The organism is Chryseobacterium sp. HR92 (assembly GCF_045689405.1).
GTDB classification, from domain to species: domain Bacteria; phylum Bacteroidota; class Bacteroidia; order Flavobacteriales; family Weeksellaceae; genus Chryseobacterium; species Chryseobacterium viscerum_A.
This window is the reverse complement of the sequence record NZ_CP139139.1, coordinates 3,354,658-3,370,876: the sequence shown is the minus strand read 5'-3', so window position 1 is coordinate 3,370,876 and position 16,219 is coordinate 3,354,658. Positions and strand designations below refer to the sequence as shown.

The 16,219-nt window shown below is 35.4% G+C and carries 18 protein-coding genes; 5 read left to right on the top strand and 13 right to left on the bottom strand.

What is annotated here, in order from left to right; translation table 11 throughout:
* Positions 1–86: 86 nt before the first annotated feature.
* Positions 87–398 (bottom strand): hypothetical protein, encoded by a 312-nt coding sequence (locus SFA27_RS15060; protein WP_407293196.1) that lies wholly within the window; start codon positions 396–398, stop codon positions 87–89.
* Between the two features lie 164 nt (positions 399–562).
* On the opposite strand from SFA27_RS15060, the gene SFA27_RS15055 reads away from it, so the two are divergent.
* Positions 563–2,071, top strand: coding sequence for a bifunctional GNAT family N-acetyltransferase/carbon-nitrogen hydrolase family protein (locus SFA27_RS15055; protein WP_047376810.1), 1,509 nt, complete (start codon positions 563–565; stop codon positions 2,069–2,071).
* Positions 2,072–2,289: 218 nt separating this feature from the next.
* Here SFA27_RS15055 and SFA27_RS15050 read toward each other — a convergent pair whose 3' ends face one another.
* Positions 2,290–2,454, bottom strand: coding sequence for a hypothetical protein (locus SFA27_RS15050; protein ID WP_167510741.1), 165 nt, complete (start codon positions 2,452–2,454; stop codon positions 2,290–2,292).
* Positions 2,455–2,665: 211 nt separating this feature from the next.
* On the opposite strand from SFA27_RS15050, the gene SFA27_RS15045 reads away from it, so the two are divergent.
* From SFA27_RS15045 to SFA27_RS15035, 3 genes are all read left to right on the top strand, one after another.
* Positions 2,666–4,312, top strand: coding sequence for an ABC1 kinase family protein (locus SFA27_RS15045; protein ID WP_407293192.1), 1,647 nt, complete (start codon positions 2,666–2,668; stop codon positions 4,310–4,312).
* A 92-nt stretch (positions 4,313–4,404) separates the two neighbouring features.
* Positions 4,405–4,914, top strand: a complete 510-nt coding sequence (locus tag SFA27_RS15040) for a hypothetical protein (RefSeq protein WP_407293189.1) — start codon at positions 4,405–4,407, stop codon at positions 4,912–4,914.
* A gap of 175 nt (positions 4,915–5,089) precedes the next feature.
* On the top strand, positions 5,090–6,442 hold the full coding sequence (locus tag SFA27_RS15035) for a DEAD/DEAH box helicase (RefSeq protein ID WP_407293186.1): 1,353 nt from the start codon (positions 5,090–5,092) through the stop codon (positions 6,440–6,442).
* A gap of 39 nt (positions 6,443–6,481) precedes the next feature.
* Here the strand turns inward: SFA27_RS15035 and SFA27_RS15030 are convergent, their stop codons facing one another.
* The 5 genes from SFA27_RS15030 to SFA27_RS15010 all read right to left on the bottom strand — a co-directional run bounded on the left by SFA27_RS15030 (position 6,482) and on the right by SFA27_RS15010 (position 10,657).
* Positions 6,482–7,447 (bottom strand): tetratricopeptide repeat protein, encoded by a 966-nt coding sequence (locus tag SFA27_RS15030; RefSeq protein WP_407293184.1) that lies wholly within the window; start codon positions 7,445–7,447, stop codon positions 6,482–6,484.
* A 10-nt stretch (positions 7,448–7,457) separates the two neighbouring features.
* Complete coding sequence (locus SFA27_RS15025) at positions 7,458–8,114, bottom strand: GDSL-type esterase/lipase family protein (RefSeq protein WP_264518348.1); 657 nt, start codon at positions 8,112–8,114, stop codon at positions 7,458–7,460.
* A 65-nt stretch (positions 8,115–8,179) separates the two neighbouring features.
* Complete coding sequence (locus SFA27_RS15020) at positions 8,180–8,644, bottom strand: lipocalin family protein (RefSeq protein WP_047376804.1); 465 nt, start codon at positions 8,642–8,644, stop codon at positions 8,180–8,182.
* Positions 8,645–8,939: 295 nt separating this feature from the next.
* Positions 8,940–10,103: an iron-containing alcohol dehydrogenase gene (locus SFA27_RS15015; protein ID WP_407293181.1), complete on the bottom strand. Its 1,164-nt coding sequence runs from the start codon at positions 10,101–10,103 to the stop codon at positions 8,940–8,942.
* 146 nt (positions 10,104–10,249) lie between these two features.
* On the bottom strand, positions 10,250–10,657 hold the full coding sequence (locus SFA27_RS15010; RefSeq protein WP_047376802.1) for a helix-turn-helix domain-containing protein: 408 nt from the start codon (positions 10,655–10,657) through the stop codon (positions 10,250–10,252).
* Positions 10,658–10,756: 99 nt separating this feature from the next.
* Here SFA27_RS15010 and lpdA point away from each other — a divergent pair, with 99 nt between their 5' ends.
* Positions 10,757–12,157: a dihydrolipoyl dehydrogenase gene (lpdA, locus tag SFA27_RS15005; RefSeq protein ID WP_407293176.1), complete on the top strand. Its 1,401-nt coding sequence runs from the start codon at positions 10,757–10,759 to the stop codon at positions 12,155–12,157.
* Between the two features lie 250 nt (positions 12,158–12,407).
* Here lpdA and SFA27_RS15000 read toward each other — a convergent pair whose 3' ends face one another.
* From SFA27_RS15000 to SFA27_RS14975, 6 genes are all read right to left on the bottom strand, one after another.
* Positions 12,408–13,013, bottom strand: coding sequence for a hypothetical protein (locus tag SFA27_RS15000; RefSeq protein ID WP_407293175.1), 606 nt, complete (start codon positions 13,011–13,013; stop codon positions 12,408–12,410).
* A gap of 35 nt (positions 13,014–13,048) precedes the next feature.
* Entirely contained in the window at positions 13,049–13,453 is a 405-nt protein-coding gene (locus SFA27_RS14995; protein WP_047376799.1) for a hypothetical protein, read from the bottom strand.
* A gap of 36 nt (positions 13,454–13,489) precedes the next feature.
* Entirely contained in the window at positions 13,490–14,161 is a 672-nt protein-coding gene (locus SFA27_RS14990) for a hypothetical protein (RefSeq protein WP_407293172.1), read from the bottom strand.
* A gap of 34 nt (positions 14,162–14,195) precedes the next feature.
* A complete protein-coding gene (def, locus tag SFA27_RS14985; protein ID WP_407293169.1) occupies positions 14,196–14,777 on the bottom strand; it encodes a peptide deformylase in 582 nt (193 codons plus the stop codon).
* A 56-nt stretch (positions 14,778–14,833) separates the two neighbouring features.
* A complete protein-coding gene (locus tag SFA27_RS14980) occupies positions 14,834–15,400 on the bottom strand; it encodes a Crp/Fnr family transcriptional regulator (RefSeq protein ID WP_407293166.1) in 567 nt (188 codons plus the stop codon).
* An 83-nt stretch (positions 15,401–15,483) separates the two neighbouring features.
* Positions 15,484–16,203, bottom strand: coding sequence for a hypothetical protein (locus SFA27_RS14975; protein WP_407293163.1), 720 nt, complete (start codon positions 16,201–16,203; stop codon positions 15,484–15,486).
* Between the last annotated feature and the right edge of the window lie 16 nt (positions 16,204–16,219).

Sequence of the window (16,219 nt, the reverse complement as noted above, 5' to 3'; positions counted from 1 at the left end):
TTAAAATAAAAATAATGGTGATACTTATGAGTAAAGTTACTGCGTATGGTTTCATCAGTTCATAAAAATATTAATACTGTTTGTTTTTAATTTACATTGTAAAAATAAAAATCTTCAGCAGAAAAAGCATTCAGGTTTTCCATAAAATCAAAATAGCTATTATAAATATCAGAATCTACTGATAGATATGGGGTAGAGAGAGTATCAACAACGATGTATTCTATATCATGAAATGTATGAAGGACATTTTTTACTTGTAAAGCATATTGACTTTCGATAAAAATCAGAGGATAATTTAAACAGATATATCCGATGGTTTTATTTTCCAGGTTCAGGACAGATATTTTTTCTACTTCCATTTCTATATCAATACTATAATGAGGTATAAGTGTCTCCATTACAGCACTGAAATCAGAATGTTTCCAATAATTATTTGAATGAACGGCTGTGTGTAAAGTTTCAGAGATATCCACTGTTAAATTTTGTATAAATGATTGAGAAGTGCTTTTCTATAAGGATTGAAGTAAATTATTTTCACTAAATTTAAGTAAAATTACATCAAATGCAAATAGAAACAAGAAACCTGACCCTTCAGGATTATGATGAACTGGCAGAAACGATGAAAAGGGCCTATCCACAGATGTCGGAATCCATTTGGTCCAAAAAAAGTATTGATAAGCTTACAAAAATGTTCCCTAATGGACAGATTTGTATTACGGTAGACGGCAAGCTGGCTGCTGTAGCGCTTTCCATTATAGTCAATTATGAAGAATTCGGGGATGATCATACCTACAGCGATATTACAGGAAATTATACATTCAATACCCATTCTTCCACAGGAAATGTACTCTATGGAATTGAAGTTTTTGTAGATCCTGAGTTTCGTGAACTGCGTTTGGGAAGAAGACTGTACGATGCCCGGAAAGAGCTTTGTGAGCACTTGAACCTGAAATCCATTGTGCTGGGCGGCAGAATCCCGAATTATCACAAATACAGCCACGAGTTTTCTCCAAGAGAATATATCAGAAAAGTAAGAGATAAAGAGATTTATGATCCGGTATTGTCTTTTCAGCTTTCCAATAATTTTCTTCCGATAAGAATCCTGAAAAAATATCTTCCTGAAGATGAAGCTTCGAGAGAAAATGCAGTTCTTTTACAATGGAACAATATCTATTACAGCAGAAAACCAAATACGATGCAGGACAGCATTATCCGCCTTGGATTAGTTCAATGGCAGATGAGGCACTTCAAAGATATAGAAGCTTTTTATGAACAGGTGGAGTTTTTCGTAAACGTAATGGGAGATTATAAATCAGACTTTGTTCTTTTCCCTGAACTCTTTAATACCCCTTTACTGGCGCCCTTCAATAACCTTTCTGAAAGGGACAGTATGATAGAGCTAGCCAAACTTACTGAAGAGATCAAAAATAAAATTTCAGACCTGGCGATCAGTTATAATGTGAATATTATTTCCGGAAGTATGCCTGTTTTTGATAATGACAATAATGATCTGTATAATGTCAGCTATCTTCTTCATCGCGACGGCCGTATGGATGAATACCGGAAAATTCACATTACTCCGAACGAAAAGAGATATTATGGAATGAAAGGTGGAAATGAAATTAAAGTTTTTGATACCGACTGTGGTAAAATAGGTCTCGTGATCTGCTATGATGTAGAATTCCCGGAATTACCAAGAATTTTGGCTGATCAGGGGATGAAAATCCTATTTGTTCCTTATCTGACAGATACTCAGAATGCTTATATGAGAGTACGCCACTGTGCTGCTGCAAGAGCTATAGAAAATGAATGTTATGTAGCCATTGCCGGCTGTGTAGGAAATCTTCCGAAGGTAAACAATATGGATATCCAGTTTGGACAGGCTGCTGTATTTACACCTTCTGATTTTGCCTTCCCATCCAATGCAGTGAAAGGAGAAGCTACTCCCAATACGGAAATGACCCTGATTGTGGATGTAGACCTGAATCTGTTAAAAGACCTCCATCACAACGGATCTGTTCAGGTGATGAAAGACCGCAGAAAAGATCTGTACGAAACCTATCTTAAATAAAGATGATCCTATCTCAAAGGTAATTCAGATAGATTTTATATCAATAGAAGCGGGCTTTAGCCCGCTTATTATGTATTGATCTGTAATAAAGGCTTTAGCCTAAACTTATGATCTGTTGCCGTTTGACATTGTTTAAAGTTGTAGCCATCCTATAAAAAAGACTGCCCAGAAAGACAGTCTCTTTTTATTTTACCTAAAATTTTTTTTGAGTAGACAGATTACATGTACTGAGGACATACTACAGCAGGGCAGATAAGTTTTGGACATCTTGGTCTTCCGTCTGTAGGGCAGCATTGGTTGGAGCAGTTTCCGATAATGATTCCGCTTCCTGCAATCCCTTTTAATTGCTCTCTTGAAAGTTTGTTGTTACGTAAATTTTTCATGTTCTAATACTTTTGGTTTGTTTTATTTGTACGTTGTAAATATATTAATTTTTATGATATATGATGGTTTTTGTTATTATTAATGAAATTTATTCTTTAAAACATTGATTGTGTGCTGTTGTTTTTAACTTTGCGGATTGGTATTGTTGTCAATAATTCTTTTCATAAAGGAACAATTTTTGGAGTAAATTGCACTTACTATTGATACACTATGTTTGACAAGCAGCAAAGAAAACTGAAAAGATCCGCAAGACTGATTTCCGTATTGAGTAAATATGGATTCAAAGATATGCTGGCAAGGATGAATGGAGGAAATAAGCAGGAAGACACTCCCAATTCAGATGAGATTATTTCAAAAGGAACCGTTTACGAAAGAATAAGGCTCGCTCTCGAAGAGCTTGGGCCCACCTTTGTGAAGCTTGGTCAGACATTCAGTAACCGGGAAGATCTATTGCCGCCGGAACTGATTCAGGAGCTGCAGAAACTTCAGGACAAAGTGGAAACAGTAGATATGGATGTAGAAGAAGCACTGGAGAGCGAATTCAATATTTCCGTGAAAGATTATTTTCTTGAAATTCAGAAAGAACCTTTGGCTACAGCTTCCATTGCTCAGGTGTATAAAGCTGTTTTGAAAGATGGCAGCCCTGTGATTTTAAAATTGAGAAAACCAGATGTACAGTCTGTTATTGAAGATGATTTACTGCTTATCAAAGATATTGAAAAACTGATTTCTGCCTATTCAGAAATAGGAGAGAAGCTTAATATGAAACAGGCCATTTCCACTTTTGAAAAATCATTACTGGAAGAAGTTTCTCTGATTAATGAAAGAAATAATATACTGCAGTTCCGTCTCAATTTTAAGAATAATAAAGAAACGTATGTTCCTAAAGTCTACGAAGAATTCTCCAACAACAATATTCTTTGTATGGAATTCATTGATGGAATAAAGGTTACGGATAAATCAGTACTTCTGGCAAATAATATAGACCCTGTAAATGTTTCCGAAGCAGGTTTAAGGCTGTTTGTATCACAGATCTTAGACTATGGATTCTTCCATGCAGATCCTCACGCCGGCAATATTTTAGTAAAAAAAGATGGTAAAATCGTTTTCATAGATTTTGGGGCGGTAGGAAAAATTCAGCCTAATGATAAAGAAATTCTTGAAAATCTTATTGTAAGTTTTGTCGCTAAAAATTCGCATAAAATAGTCCGGTCACTCAAAAAAATGGCCATAAGCTATGAAATTCCTGATGAAAGACGGTTTGAAAATGACGTAGATGATATTCTGAATTTTGTTCACAGCTCATCATTACAGGATATCAATGTGCAGGTGATTATCAACAAGATGAAGGATATTTTAAAGGACAACAGGCTTTATATGCCAGATTATTTCTATCTTTTATTCAAAGGAATCAGCCTGATAGAAGGAGTTGGAAGGAGCATTAACCCTGATCTGGATATTGTAAAAAGTCTTCACCCTTACACAAAGAAAATTTTTACCAAGAAAATCAGCCCTAAAAATCTTTTAAAAACAGGAATGGACAGGATGATGAATTTCACAGATAATGTGGATGAAATCCCGAAAGAGCTTCGTTCCGTACTCCAAAAGCTGGATGAAAATAAGTTTACTATTTCCAGTGAGATTAAAAATATAGATAAAACCAACCAACTGATCAAATCCAGTGTGGTCAATTTGATTCTGGCTATGATTTTAGGCGCGAATATAATTGCAACAGCCATTGTTTTTAGTTCAGAATCCGGTCCGAGAATAGGTGAGTTGTCTTTGGTAGCAGTCTTAGGATTTGTTTTTTCAGTTATTCTGGTGTTAATACTTTTACTGAGAGTTACAAGAAAGTGATGCACGAAATAAAAATAGAAAAATTGCAATTTTTCCATTCCGAACTATAAATCCCGAATCCCGGAACCCGAATTAAAAAAACAAAAACCATAATGAGAACACTTGTTATAACAGCAATTACCTTTTTCAGTTCATACTGTACTGCACAGCAAGGAAATGAAGAGAATCTTCAAGGAGATTTTGATGGGAACGGAACCAAAGAATATGCTTATACAAAAGTAAGCGATTGTGGTGACGAATGTGAAGGAAAGTGTGAAACGACGATTTATTTCAGTGATAAAAACATACAACCTATAACGATTACCCCTGCGAACCAAGGGAGTCTGTATAATCTGGGAGACCTTAATGGTGACGGCAAAGAAGAGATTGGTTTTTATCCCAATTGGTGTACCAGTTGCTGGCATCCGTTCTATGTATATACTTTAAGTAAAACGGGCTGGAAACCATTATTGCCATCTATTTCAACCCATTGCAATCAGTGGGAAGAAGATAAATTCCCTATCAAAAAAGACCCGAAAAAGAAAGGGTACGTTATTGTTACCTCCAGTAAATGGGAAGATGATGATATTAAAATTAAGGTCAATAGTGTAAAAGTGAATTAGATGGTTAGACTATTGCTGGTTGTTTTTGTTGCTGGTTTAACGTATTGTATAAATGAAATTGTGTTAATCAAATATAGTCAGGTAATCATTTCCTAATAACTAGTTCCTGCAACCTGCTGCCTAATATCTGCAGCCTCTAATTTTTAACTTGTAATTAAATACCTATCTTTGCAAAATGGAAAAACTCACTTTTGCAGATTTTGACCTTCCGGTTAAAATTCTTGATGTTTTGGCGGATTTGGAATTATTTGAACCTACACCTATTCAGGAGAAGAGCTTAAAACCTATTCTTTCAGGAAGAGATGTAATGGGAATTGCACAGACAGGAACCGGGAAAACATTAGCTTATCTTTTGCCCGTTCTGAAAACATGGAAATACAGCAAGACAGGAAATCCAACTGTTTTAGTGCTTGTACCTACAAGAGAATTGGTGGTACAGGTAACCGAAATCCTTGAGAAACTGACAGAAAATATTACTGCAAGAGTAATCGGAATATACGGTGGGAAAAATATCAATACTCAAAAACTATTGTTCAATGATGGTTGTGATATTTTGGTAGGAACACCGGGAAGAGTGATGGATCTTTCCATAGACAACGCCATTTCTCTTAAAGAAGTTCAGAAATTGGTCATTGATGAATTTGATGAGATGCTTAATTTAGGTTTCAGACCGCAGCTTACTCATATTTTTGAAATGATGAAAGCGAAGAGACAAAACATTCTTTTCTCTGCAACCATGACGGAAGCGGTAGATGAAATGCTGGATGTATACTTTGCAAGTCCGATTGAAATTTCATTAGCAAAATCAGGAACACCTCTTGAAAAAATTGAACAGACTGCTTATAAAGTAGAAAACTTCAATACTAAAATCAACTTACTTGAACATTTACTGAAGAATGATACAGATATGTCCAAGGTCTTGATTTTTAATAATAATAAAAGACATGCCGACATGCTCTTTACTAAAATTGATGAGCTTTTCCCTGGACAGTTTGATGTGATTCACTCTAATAAATCTCAGAACTACAGACTTAAGGCTATGAAAAGCTTTGAGAATGAAGAAGTCAGAGGTTTGATTACTACGGATGTAATGGCAAGAGGTCTTGATATCTCAAATGTCACACATGTTATCAACTTTGAAACACCGGATATTCCTGAACAGTATATCCACAGAATTGGTAGAACAGGTAGAGCAGACAAAGAAGGAAAGGCGGTTACTTTTGTAACTAAAAAAGAAGAAACTTTGATTCTTGATATTGAGCTATTGATGGATAAAGAATTGAAATTTAATGAATTCCCGGAAGGAGTTAAAATCAATCCTAAAAAGATCGCTTCTGAAGAAGATCAGGTTATTATGAAAAACCCTGCACAGGTAAAACTGAATGATGGAGGAGGAGCTTTCCATAATAAAAAAGCTAAAAACACAAAAGAAAACTGGGGTGGCCCTTCCAAAAGAAAAGCACCTAAGAAGTTTGGAGCCAACAGGGCCCAACAGAAAGCAATATCAAAATCGAAAAGAAAGAAATAAAATAAAAACGATTCCCATATCAGGAATCGTTTTTTATTTTTAATCAAATTGGATATTGTTATTTTTTAAAATTTCTTTAAACTTATCTGCTTTGCCCTCCTCTTTCATACTCTTGTAAATATAGCCTATCATTTTTTCAGCATCAGACCGGTAAGGTGATTTTTGCTCAGAATAGATCCTGTATGCTTTACAAATATTATCAAGACCTTTCTCGTTATTCTTCAGATGAGTAAAGTAGACTTGCCCCATTCCATAATAAACTTCCGGATCACCGGGATATACTTTGTCAAAATCATTATAGGCATCAATAGCTTTCTGATATTCCTTTTTATAAACATACGTGATTGCTATATTCTGTAAAGGCATTTTACCTGTTGGATCAGCAGCCAATGACTGTTTATAAGCATTTAGAGCTTTATCATATTCTCCAATTCTTCTGTAACATATTCCCAGATTATCCCATGCATAAATGAATTTTGGATCAATCTTTACCGCTTGTTCATAATTTTGAATAGCTTCTTTCCAGTTTTCCTGTTTGGATGCGTCAATGGCCTTCTGATAGAAATCAAGTGCGGTTTTATTTTTTGAGAACTTGTCATAACTGGTTTCTGAAGTGGTGGTAGCTCTTTTTACACTTTCGCAGTTTTGCATCAGATATCGCTCAAGTTCATTATAGCTGTCCTTATATTGTTGTGAATCCTTATTCGTGTTAAAAGTTAGATTGATCTGTTTTTTCCCGTTTACTTTAGGGGCATTTTCAGATTGTTTTTCTGCTCCTTTCAAAAGGGTAGATATTTGAAGAGCTCCGGTGTATTTGTCAATACATTCATGAACATCTTTTATAATATCTTCCTTCTTCCTGTTAGACAGGGAAATAGAGTCAGCACATTTACAGGCGTTTTCTGAGAGTTCCTGAAGAACTGTTTTTTCATTCGGTTTCTCCTGAGAAAATGAAAGAGAATACAATAAAACAGAAAATAAAATGGTTATTGGTTTTTTTATCATGGGTTGTAGTTTATTTCAGGTAAGGAGTGATCACCTTTGTCCAGATTTTATATCCTTCTGGTTTAAAATGAAGCATATCTTCCACAAAAATATCTTTTCTTACATTTCCATTAGCATCTTCCATTGCTTTAGTCACGTCAATGTATTCAGCATTGGGTTCTTTTTTCATAAATGCAGCAATCTTTTTGTTGGCAATTTTCATCTGAGGCCAGATCACTTCTCTGCTTGGAGAGTACTTGATAGAAATATAATCAACTTCAATATTGGGAAATCTTTCACGTATTTTTTTATAAAAAGCTTTATATCTGTTAACCACTACTTTTGCTTTTAGCTGATGGTTGTCTGCAAAATCATTTTCACCACAGTAAATAATGATCTGTTTAGGCTGATATGGAGCTAAAAGATCCTCCGAAAAATCATTAAGGTCTGTAAGTCTGGATCCTCCGAATCCTCTGTTGATAATTTTTTTATCAGGAAAATAATCTGCTATATCAGTCCATTTTGTGAATGATGAGCTTCCCAGAAATAGAATAGCATCCTTGGGTGGCGGATTTTGCTGATCTTGTTTTTTGAATTCCTGAATGTCCTGCCAGAACATTGGTTTTTTTTCCTGAGAAAAGGTAATAGCAAAGTACAGCAATAGAAATGCTGATAGAATCTTCTTCATTATATTCAGTTTTAAATTAGATATAAAAGTAATAAAAAACTCCCGATTAACGGGAGCTTTATGATTTATCTTTTGTAAGTAACGTAAGTAACTTCAGGAATTTTGTCTCCATCCAGATCAAAATTTCCAAACTGCTGGGCAAGCCTAAGTTCTTTGCCTGTTAAGACATCCACTCTGTAATTTGCCGATGCTTCTTCATCACCAAGCTTAATTCCCAAGACTTTTGAGTCAGCATCATAAGTGTATCTTCCTTCACTTTTTTGATCCATTTGACAGTCTGCACCTACTCCTGTATATGCTGTATAGCTTACGTAATAATCTGTTCTGAAGAAAAGAGTGTTTTTAGTTGCACATCCAGTGTTTGGATAGCTTTGAAGCACTGTTTTATTATCTTTTCCGGAAATTATTTCCCTTTTAACTTCCTTCCAATCTCCCTTCATGATATCCATTTCATATGCATCAAGATTGTCATCTTTACAAGAAGTAAGCGCCAGGGCAGAAAAGGCAAATAAAAGTAGCTGTTTTTTCATTTTCACAAATTTAAGAATATGCTAAAATATAAATAAATTTGAAATATCTATAATGAAATAATGATTTTTTAAACGAATGTTTGTAAATTGAATAATTTTGAAAGTGGAATCAGTATTTTCAATCGTATAAAACTGCTAAAACTTAAGAAATTGATTAAAGAGCATACAACACCATACCTGTGAATATCATCAAAATCAAAAGAAGCGGGCTAAACCCGCTTCCCATATAAATTAATTGCTACTCCGGCTTCAATCAAAATTTTAAAGACTCAGCATTATCTTAAATTTTGAACTTCTAGTAGCTCATCTCTACAATCTTATAAGCGTCCTGCGGAGTTAGTTTTTTATACTCTCCAAGACCTAGCCATTTTCTGTCTGTAAAGGCTTTTTCAACCTTTTCAGCTGTTCCTTTAAAATCTTCTGTATATTCAGAAAGTTTGGTTTTGATATGAAGGCTGTGGAAGAATTCTTCCATTTTTTTGATTCCCAGTTCTGCTTTTTCTTCTACACTTCCGTCTTTTATTCCCCAGACTCTCTCTGCATATTGAGCCAGTTTTCCTTTTTTATCATCAAAGTTGTAACGATAGTGGGATGGAGCAATGATTGCCAGCGTTCTAGCATGATCAATACCGAAATAAGCAGTCAGTTCATGTCCCATCGCGTGTACTGCCCAGTCTGTAATGACTCCTTTCTGGATCAGTCCATTCAGGGCCATTGTACAGCACCACATAAAGTTTCCGGCAGCATCATAGTTGAAATCATCAGCCAATACTTTAGGAGCGGTTTCCTGAAGACTGATCAGGATACTTTCTGCAATTCTTTCCTGAAGGTCGGCAGAAGAAGGAGCTGTCATATATTGTTCCAATACGTGGGTATAGGCATCTGTAATCCCGTTCACAATTTGATTTTTTGGAATGGATCTGATTACTTCCGGATCCAATACAGAAAACTGTGGGAAAAGCCCTGGTCCTCCTGAAGACAATTTTTCATTCGTTTCTCTTCTTGAGATGACATACCCTGAATTCATTTCTGAACCGGTTGCAGGCAGCGTTAAAATACTTCCGAACGGCATTCCTTCTCCTTCAAAAGTTCTTACCGAATTTCTCAGAATATCCCATGGTTCTCCAGCATAATTAGCTGCCGCAGAGATAAACTTCGTTCCGTCAATCACAGATCCGCCACCAACAGCAAGAAGATAATTGATATTGTTTTCTTTAATAAAGCTTAAGGCATTGATTAAGACTTCATATTCCGGATTGGCAGGAACTCCGCCAAATTCATACACTTCATGATCTTTCAAAGCCTCTTTTACCTGGTCATAAACACCATTGTTTTTGATGCTTCCGCCCCCGTAAATCATTAATATTCTGGCGTCTTTAGGAATTTCTTTGGAAATTTTAGCAATTTCACCTTTTCCGAAAAGTATTTTTGTTGGATTCTTAAACTCGAAATTAAGCATTGTTCTAAATTTATTTTACCCAAATTTACGGAATGAAAAAGGAAAATTGAGTTAACGAACTTTTAAAATTGCTATTATTATATTTTATGAAAGCTATTACCGTTAAAGGTTCTGAAACCATGAATTATATTTCCCTTTGAAGTCTATTAAGCCTCAGATGAAAGATAGGCTTTAGCTCTTTTGATAAAATTTTCCTTATCCTTTTTAATCTCCTCCAGCAATTTTTTCCGGTCATCAGGAATAGTAAGGTATTGGTCTCCCCAAAGATTGATTTCAACAATCACCGGAATAAGATCGATGCCTTTTTGAGTCAGAAAATAGAGAATTTTCAATTTGCTGTCCGGATGGTCTTTTTTATCAATAATCCCATTGTCCAGAAGATTTTGAAGCCTGGAAGCAAGAATATTGGTGGCAATTTTTTCATCTGCCTTGAGGAAGTCGCCATACGTACATTCCTTTTTCAGCATAAGGTCTCTTATGATTAGCAGGGACCATTTATCACCCCACATTTCCAGAGAGCAACTGATCGGGCAGTCTGATCTTTTTTTACTCATATTGTTAATTTTAAAATAACACTTGCAAATTGAAAGTGTTTGTTTTAATTTTGCTTTTATTTTGCAAGTAAATTTAATCATAAAAAATTAATAAATCAAATGGATTATTATGACATTGCCGTAATTGGCTCCGGACCTGGTGGATATGTAGCAGCGATAAGAAGCGCACAGCTTGGATATAAAACAGTAATTATAGAGAAGTATGATACACTGGGAGGAACATGCACCAATGTGGGCTGTATTCCGACTAAAGCTTTATTGGACAGTACCCACCATTATACAGAAGCACAGTATAAATTCAATGAACATGGCATCAGGCTGGATAAGATAGAGCTTGACTTTTCCCAAATGTACAGGAGAAAGGCAGACGTAGTCTCCAAAAATACCGGAGGTCTCGATTTTTTAATGAATAAAAATAAAATTGCCTGGTTGAAAGGTACTGCAGGTTTTGTTGATAATTCTACTGTGAAAATCGTCAACGGATCTGAAATAAAAGAAATTACGGCGCAGCATTATATCATTGCCACAGGTTCAAAACCATCAAGTATTTCCGGAGTGGAAATTGATAAGAAAAGAATCATTACCTCTACGGAAGCACTGTCTCTAACAGAAAAACCTGAATCGATGGTGATTATTGGTGGTGGAGTCATTGGAGTAGAAATGGCTTCTATTTTCAACCGGATTGGGACCAAAGTCACCATTCTGGAATATGCCGATCACCTGATTGCTTCAATGGACCATGAATTGGGAAAAAGCCTTCATAAAATCCTTAAAAAAGAAGGAATTGATATCCATCTTAACCAGGCTGTTTATAAAACTGAAAACAAAGTTTCTTCAGCCCAGGTCTTTTTTAAAGATAAAAACGGAACAGAAGGAGAGCTGGAAGCAGAGTATATTTTGGTTGCTGTGGGTAGAAGTCCTTACGTAAAAGGTCTCGGTCTTGAAAATACAGACGTAAAGCTTGACGAGAGAGGATTTATTAAAGTGGATGAAAATAACCGTACATCAGCATCCAATATCTACGCGATTGGCGATGTGATTGGCGGGGCAATGCTGGCTCATAAAGCTGAGGAAGAAGGTGTGTTTGTAGCAGAAACCATTAACGGACAAAAACGGCATATTCATTACAACCGGATTCCTTCTGTAGTGTATACATGGCCTGAAGTAGCTTCAGTAGGATATACCGAAGAATACCTGAAAAAAAATAATATAGCTTACAACGTTGGAAAATTCCCGTTTTCTGCCAGCGCTAGGGCCCGGGCCTCCATGGATATGGAAGGTTTTGCAAAAGTTCTGGTAGATCCGAAATACGGAGAAGTGCTGGGAGTTCACATCATTGGGGCCAGAGCTGCCGATCTGATTGCTCAGGGTGTTATTGCTCAGGAATATGAAGTAACGGCAGAAGATATGTTCCGTATTTCCTATGCCCATCCCACCTATTCTGAAACTTTAAAGGAAGCTTATCTGATTGCATCCGGACAGGGAGCGATTAATATATAAACGAATACATTAGAAATTAAACCATTAAGAGCTGCGAAGAAAATAAGAATAATTAAGCTTCATCGTTGATGGAGAAATAAGGCGTATCGTTGAAAAAGCTTTAGCTATTTCCCTTAACTGCCTTATCATCTTAAAAATCTTAATGGTTTAAAATATGAGATTACCAATTTTATCGCAGATAAAATCCTTGCGCCTTAAAATGTGAAGCATAGAAAACTATTTTGCGTCTTAGCGTTTACCAAAAAAATAATTATAAAGAAGTGCAGTTCTCATCCTTTGCATACATACCATTACTTTTCGCTTCCAACTTTCCGGTTTTTCTATTGATTTTAACCAAAAAAGACTCTTTCACAACCGGACAGCCCTTAGACTGCATAAGGTACATAGAAATATGACGGTCCTCAATTTTATAAGCGCCCGTAAAACGGTTACTCGTATCAACTGAATAACCATAGGTCTTTGCCAGCAAAATAGCTTCCGGAAGATTATCTACCGTTCCGATAAAATCTCTTAACTGCTGTTCATTGGAAAAATAAACAGATCTTTCATTTTTGCATGCAAGAATGTATGAAAAACAGTTGTTGCCTATACATTTCTGGAAAAAGCCTCTTTCTGGAAATGGTTCATTGATGGTCATAAAATCGGGAGCCTGGCTTTCATAGATCACTGCTTTTTCATAATCAGTATCATTGCTGAGTACCCGCCAGTAGGCATAGTCCTTGTCAGGAACAATGAAGGGGTAGAGATAATCTACCGTATCAAGGATATCAGGGATTTTTTTATAATCATCAGGAACCTTGATCTGGCCAAAAAGCAGATTGGAAAGGATCAGGGAAAAAGCGATGAAGATTTTCATAGAGAAGGTGTTTTTCAGTGCAAATTTAAAGAGAATTATTCCAATACTATTTTATAATATCCTTTTTCATCCGTTACTTCAATATCTATCCCTGTAAAAGTCAGTTTATTGATTTGATATCCATCGCAAGCTCCTTTAAATTCTGAGGACTCTATTGAAAGATCAAGGTTTTTAATATTGGAATAAAATTTATAATTTTTTGTTCCATTATAGGCGCCTACATTTTCTACAATAACCTTGTTGTCGGATGTTTTGGTTAATTGTACATTAACATTGTTTTCATCCAGAATTGAATAGGTTGTTAATGTTCCGTTGGCAATAAGATTTTCGTTGTTGGAATTTACAAACTCAAAAACTATTGGCAGAGGAGGATTATAACAGTCTTTTTCACAAGAGATGAACAATAATGTTATGAGTAAAAAAGTAAATATTTTTTTCATGGATTATGGATATTGGAATAGTAAAATTAATCAAAATTATATTAACCCTGAACTATCAAAACGGGCTCTGAATATTTTTAAGACCTGTGCAAGCTGATCATCTGTGATATCAAAATCATCAATGTTGATTTCTATTTTTTGGTCATTATACAATAAATATAAGGATTGGGTACTTGTAGTGCCATCGCGGCGAGGGGCGTGACCTTTAAAATGTCTTGTAATTATTTTTTCCTCACGAATCTCACCCCATTGCATATTGGGATGAGTTCCCAGTTGAATGCCTTTATCACTGATCACAATAAATGTCTTGGACTTTTTCTTCATTTCTAAATAAGATGCAATAATAAAAATACTCATGAACAGGGTTATTATACAGAAAACTGTAAAATCAGTTAAATTAAAATGTGTTCTGGAAATGATAAGTCCGAAAACGGCAACTGCCGGAAAAACAGAATATGATAATAGAGTGACAATAGTGATCGATACAGGATATTTGATCTTAACACTTTCGGGAATAGTATCTTTATTAAAGTTGAGTGTGTCTTTTTGACCGCTGTATTCTTTGTATAATAAAATACTATTTACAATGGCTCCGATAAAAAAAATAACAGAAAATAAAGGGTATCGTGTAAGAAAATAAAATCCTGTTGCTAAAAAAATAATTGCAAAAATAATTAGAAAAACAATCCCGAAACTAGGTTTTATCATTTTTATAAATTGACATCTATGGTTGGTATCAAATTTATAAAAACTTCATCGGATATTCCACCATAATATTTCCATTAGTGATTTTCTTAAGCTTAGATTCCATCATTTTTTTTGTAAGAGATTTCAGATGGTCTGTATATAAAATTCCAAGAGTATGGTCATATTCATGCTGAATGATTCTGGCAGTTAATCCTGTAAAAGTTTTAGTATGTTTTGTGAAACTCTGATCCAGATACTCAATAGTAATTTCCCAGGGTCTTTTTACCTTTTGAGATAGCCCGGGAATACTCAGGCAGCCTTCATAATCTTCCCAGGTTTCTTCTGAACTGTGGGTGATTTTGGCATTGATAAAAGTTTCTTTAATACCTTTATCATCTTTCCCGAAATATAAAATCTGATCCTCTGTATCCAGGTTTTTATAAGTGATCTGACTGTCAACAACGAAAAGCTGTAATGTTTTTCCAATTTGGGGAGAGGCAAGGCCGCAGCCATTGGCATTTTCCATCGTATTCCACATATCCATTACAAGTTCCCGTATTTCCGGAGTGTTTTCCTTGATCTGTAAACATTTTTGTTTTAAAATAGTATTGCCGTAAGCCAGAATAGATAAATTCATTGTTGCATTTTCCTGCAAAGTTCTGCAGAAGAGAAAAGATATACAATGAACCTATGTTAATTAATGTGTCTGCGGATTCGGCTTAAAGCCTGTGGTGTAATTCCGATATATGAAGCGATATATTTTAAGGGAACACGCTTGATCATTTCCGGCTGTTCGGTAAATAATTTCAGATAACGTTCTTTTGCCGTAAGCTTTAGCAGAGAAAGTTCTCTCTTGCTTTTAGCCAGAAACAGTTTTTCAGAAGCAAAACGTCCCAAATGGTTACCCACATTGGTCTGGCTGTAAATTTTCTGAAGATCATCATAAGAAATCTGCCATACTACAGTTTCCGTCAAAGCCTGCATTTCATATTCAGAAGGAGTTTGCGTAAGAAAAGAGTCATACGCACAGCTGAATTCTTTTTCAAAACTGAAGCTGAAAGTATAACCATATTCATCATCAGGAATATAAAATCTTACCAATCCCGATTCAATAAAAGATAAGTGATTTTCCGTATGGCCCTGCTGGGTAATGATCTCATTTTTAGTAAAAACCTTTCTGTGAAAATGTCCTGCTATAAATGCCCATTCCGATTCCTGCAGTTTGACGATCTGTTCGTAATATTCTCTGATGTAGCCCATTGGGTTGAATTATCCTGCAAAGGTAGCGAAATCCTGCTAAAGCTTCAGAATTTGCTTTTAAACAAAAAGAATACTGAAAAGAATTAGTCGAGCATATGTTCCACAAACGGAACAATTCTGTTATTCTCAATTTTTCCTTTGATATAAACCGAATCACCATTCTTGAAAATATATTCATGGACAAGAAGATTGTTTAGCCCTTCAGGTTCAAAAAAAGACTGAATCCAGGGATGCTGATCTTTCAATAAAGAAATTTTTTGAGTCCCCCTGGGTTTATAATCTTGCAGATAGTAAGGTGTTTTATCGCTGGTAGTATAAGTTTCGTAAACAAAAGGCATGTTTCTTTGATCTGGATTTTTTATGATACACCTATTAAAATCAATAGGATATAGTTGCCCATTGATTAAAAGTTGAGCCCCTTTGGGATAGCCTGCTGCCATAACGTAATCAAATTTTTCGTAAATTTCTTTATATCGTTTGTTTCGTTTGACGGTGCCCACACGCAGCAGATAGAATGCCGCATCTTTTCCTGATAGTGGAGCTGAGATTGTTTGGTCTGTATAAACAGTGCATTTAAGAACCGGTAATGAGTGGATGACATCTACCTGCTTATTATACTCATCAACTCTTTCCTGCATTGATTCCATACTGCCAAAAGCAAAAGAGCTAAAAGCTATTGCTGAAAAAACAAAGACCAGCATAAACACTCCAAATATGATTAAAATAGTTTTCAGTCCCTTTTTGTCAAGCTGGGTTCCGTTAGTTTTAATATTCACATTGGCGTTAAAATTGAATTTGATCATGGTTCGTTTAAATAGT

Excerpts from the sequence above, each read along its gene's own strand:
- lpdA (WP_407293176.1), top strand. The coding sequence starts at position 10,757 with ATGGATTATTATGACATTGCCGTAATTGGCTCCGGACCTGGTGGATAT.
- SFA27_RS14975 (WP_407293163.1), bottom strand. The coding sequence starts at position 16,203 with ATGATCAAATTCAATTTTAACGCCAATGTGAATATTAAAACTAACGGA.
- SFA27_RS15040 (WP_407293189.1), top strand. The coding sequence starts at position 4,405 with ATGAGAACACTTGTTATAACAGCAATTACCTTTTTCAGTTCATACTGT.
- SFA27_RS15020 (WP_047376804.1), bottom strand. The coding sequence starts at position 8,644 with ATGAAAAAACAGCTACTTTTATTTGCCTTTTCTGCCCTGGCGCTTACT.
- SFA27_RS15060 (WP_407293196.1), bottom strand. The coding sequence starts at position 398 with ATGGAGACACTTATACCTCATTATAGTATTGATATAGAAATGGAAGTA.
- SFA27_RS15015 (WP_407293181.1), bottom strand. The coding sequence starts at position 10,103 with ATGCTTAATTTCGAGTTTAAGAATCCAACAAAAATACTTTTCGGAAAA.
- SFA27_RS15030 (WP_407293184.1), bottom strand. The coding sequence starts at position 7,447 with ATGATAAAAAAACCAATAACCATTTTATTTTCTGTTTTATTGTATTCT.
- SFA27_RS15000 (WP_407293175.1), bottom strand. The coding sequence starts at position 13,013 with ATGAAAATCTTCATCGCTTTTTCCCTGATCCTTTCCAATCTGCTTTTT.
- SFA27_RS15050 (WP_167510741.1), bottom strand. The coding sequence starts at position 2,454 with ATGAAAAATTTACGTAACAACAAACTTTCAAGAGAGCAATTAAAAGGG.
- SFA27_RS15025 (WP_264518348.1), bottom strand. The coding sequence starts at position 8,114 with ATGAAGAAGATTCTATCAGCATTTCTATTGCTGTACTTTGCTATTACC.
- def (WP_407293169.1), bottom strand. The coding sequence starts at position 14,777 with ATGAATTTATCTATTCTGGCTTACGGCAATACTATTTTAAAACAAAAA.
- SFA27_RS14995 (WP_047376799.1), bottom strand. The coding sequence starts at position 13,453 with ATGAAAAAAATATTTACTTTTTTACTCATAACATTATTGTTCATCTCT.
- SFA27_RS15045 (WP_407293192.1), top strand. The coding sequence starts at position 2,666 with ATGTTTGACAAGCAGCAAAGAAAACTGAAAAGATCCGCAAGACTGATT.
- SFA27_RS15010 (WP_047376802.1), bottom strand. The coding sequence starts at position 10,657 with ATGAGTAAAAAAAGATCAGACTGCCCGATCAGTTGCTCTCTGGAAATG.
- SFA27_RS14990 (WP_407293172.1), bottom strand. The coding sequence starts at position 14,161 with ATGATAAAACCTAGTTTCGGGATTGTTTTTCTAATTATTTTTGCAATT.
- SFA27_RS15055 (WP_047376810.1), top strand. The coding sequence starts at position 563 with ATGCAAATAGAAACAAGAAACCTGACCCTTCAGGATTATGATGAACTG.
- SFA27_RS14980 (WP_407293166.1), bottom strand. The coding sequence starts at position 15,400 with ATGGGCTACATCAGAGAATATTACGAACAGATCGTCAAACTGCAGGAA.
- SFA27_RS15035 (WP_407293186.1), top strand. The coding sequence starts at position 5,090 with ATGGAAAAACTCACTTTTGCAGATTTTGACCTTCCGGTTAAAATTCTT.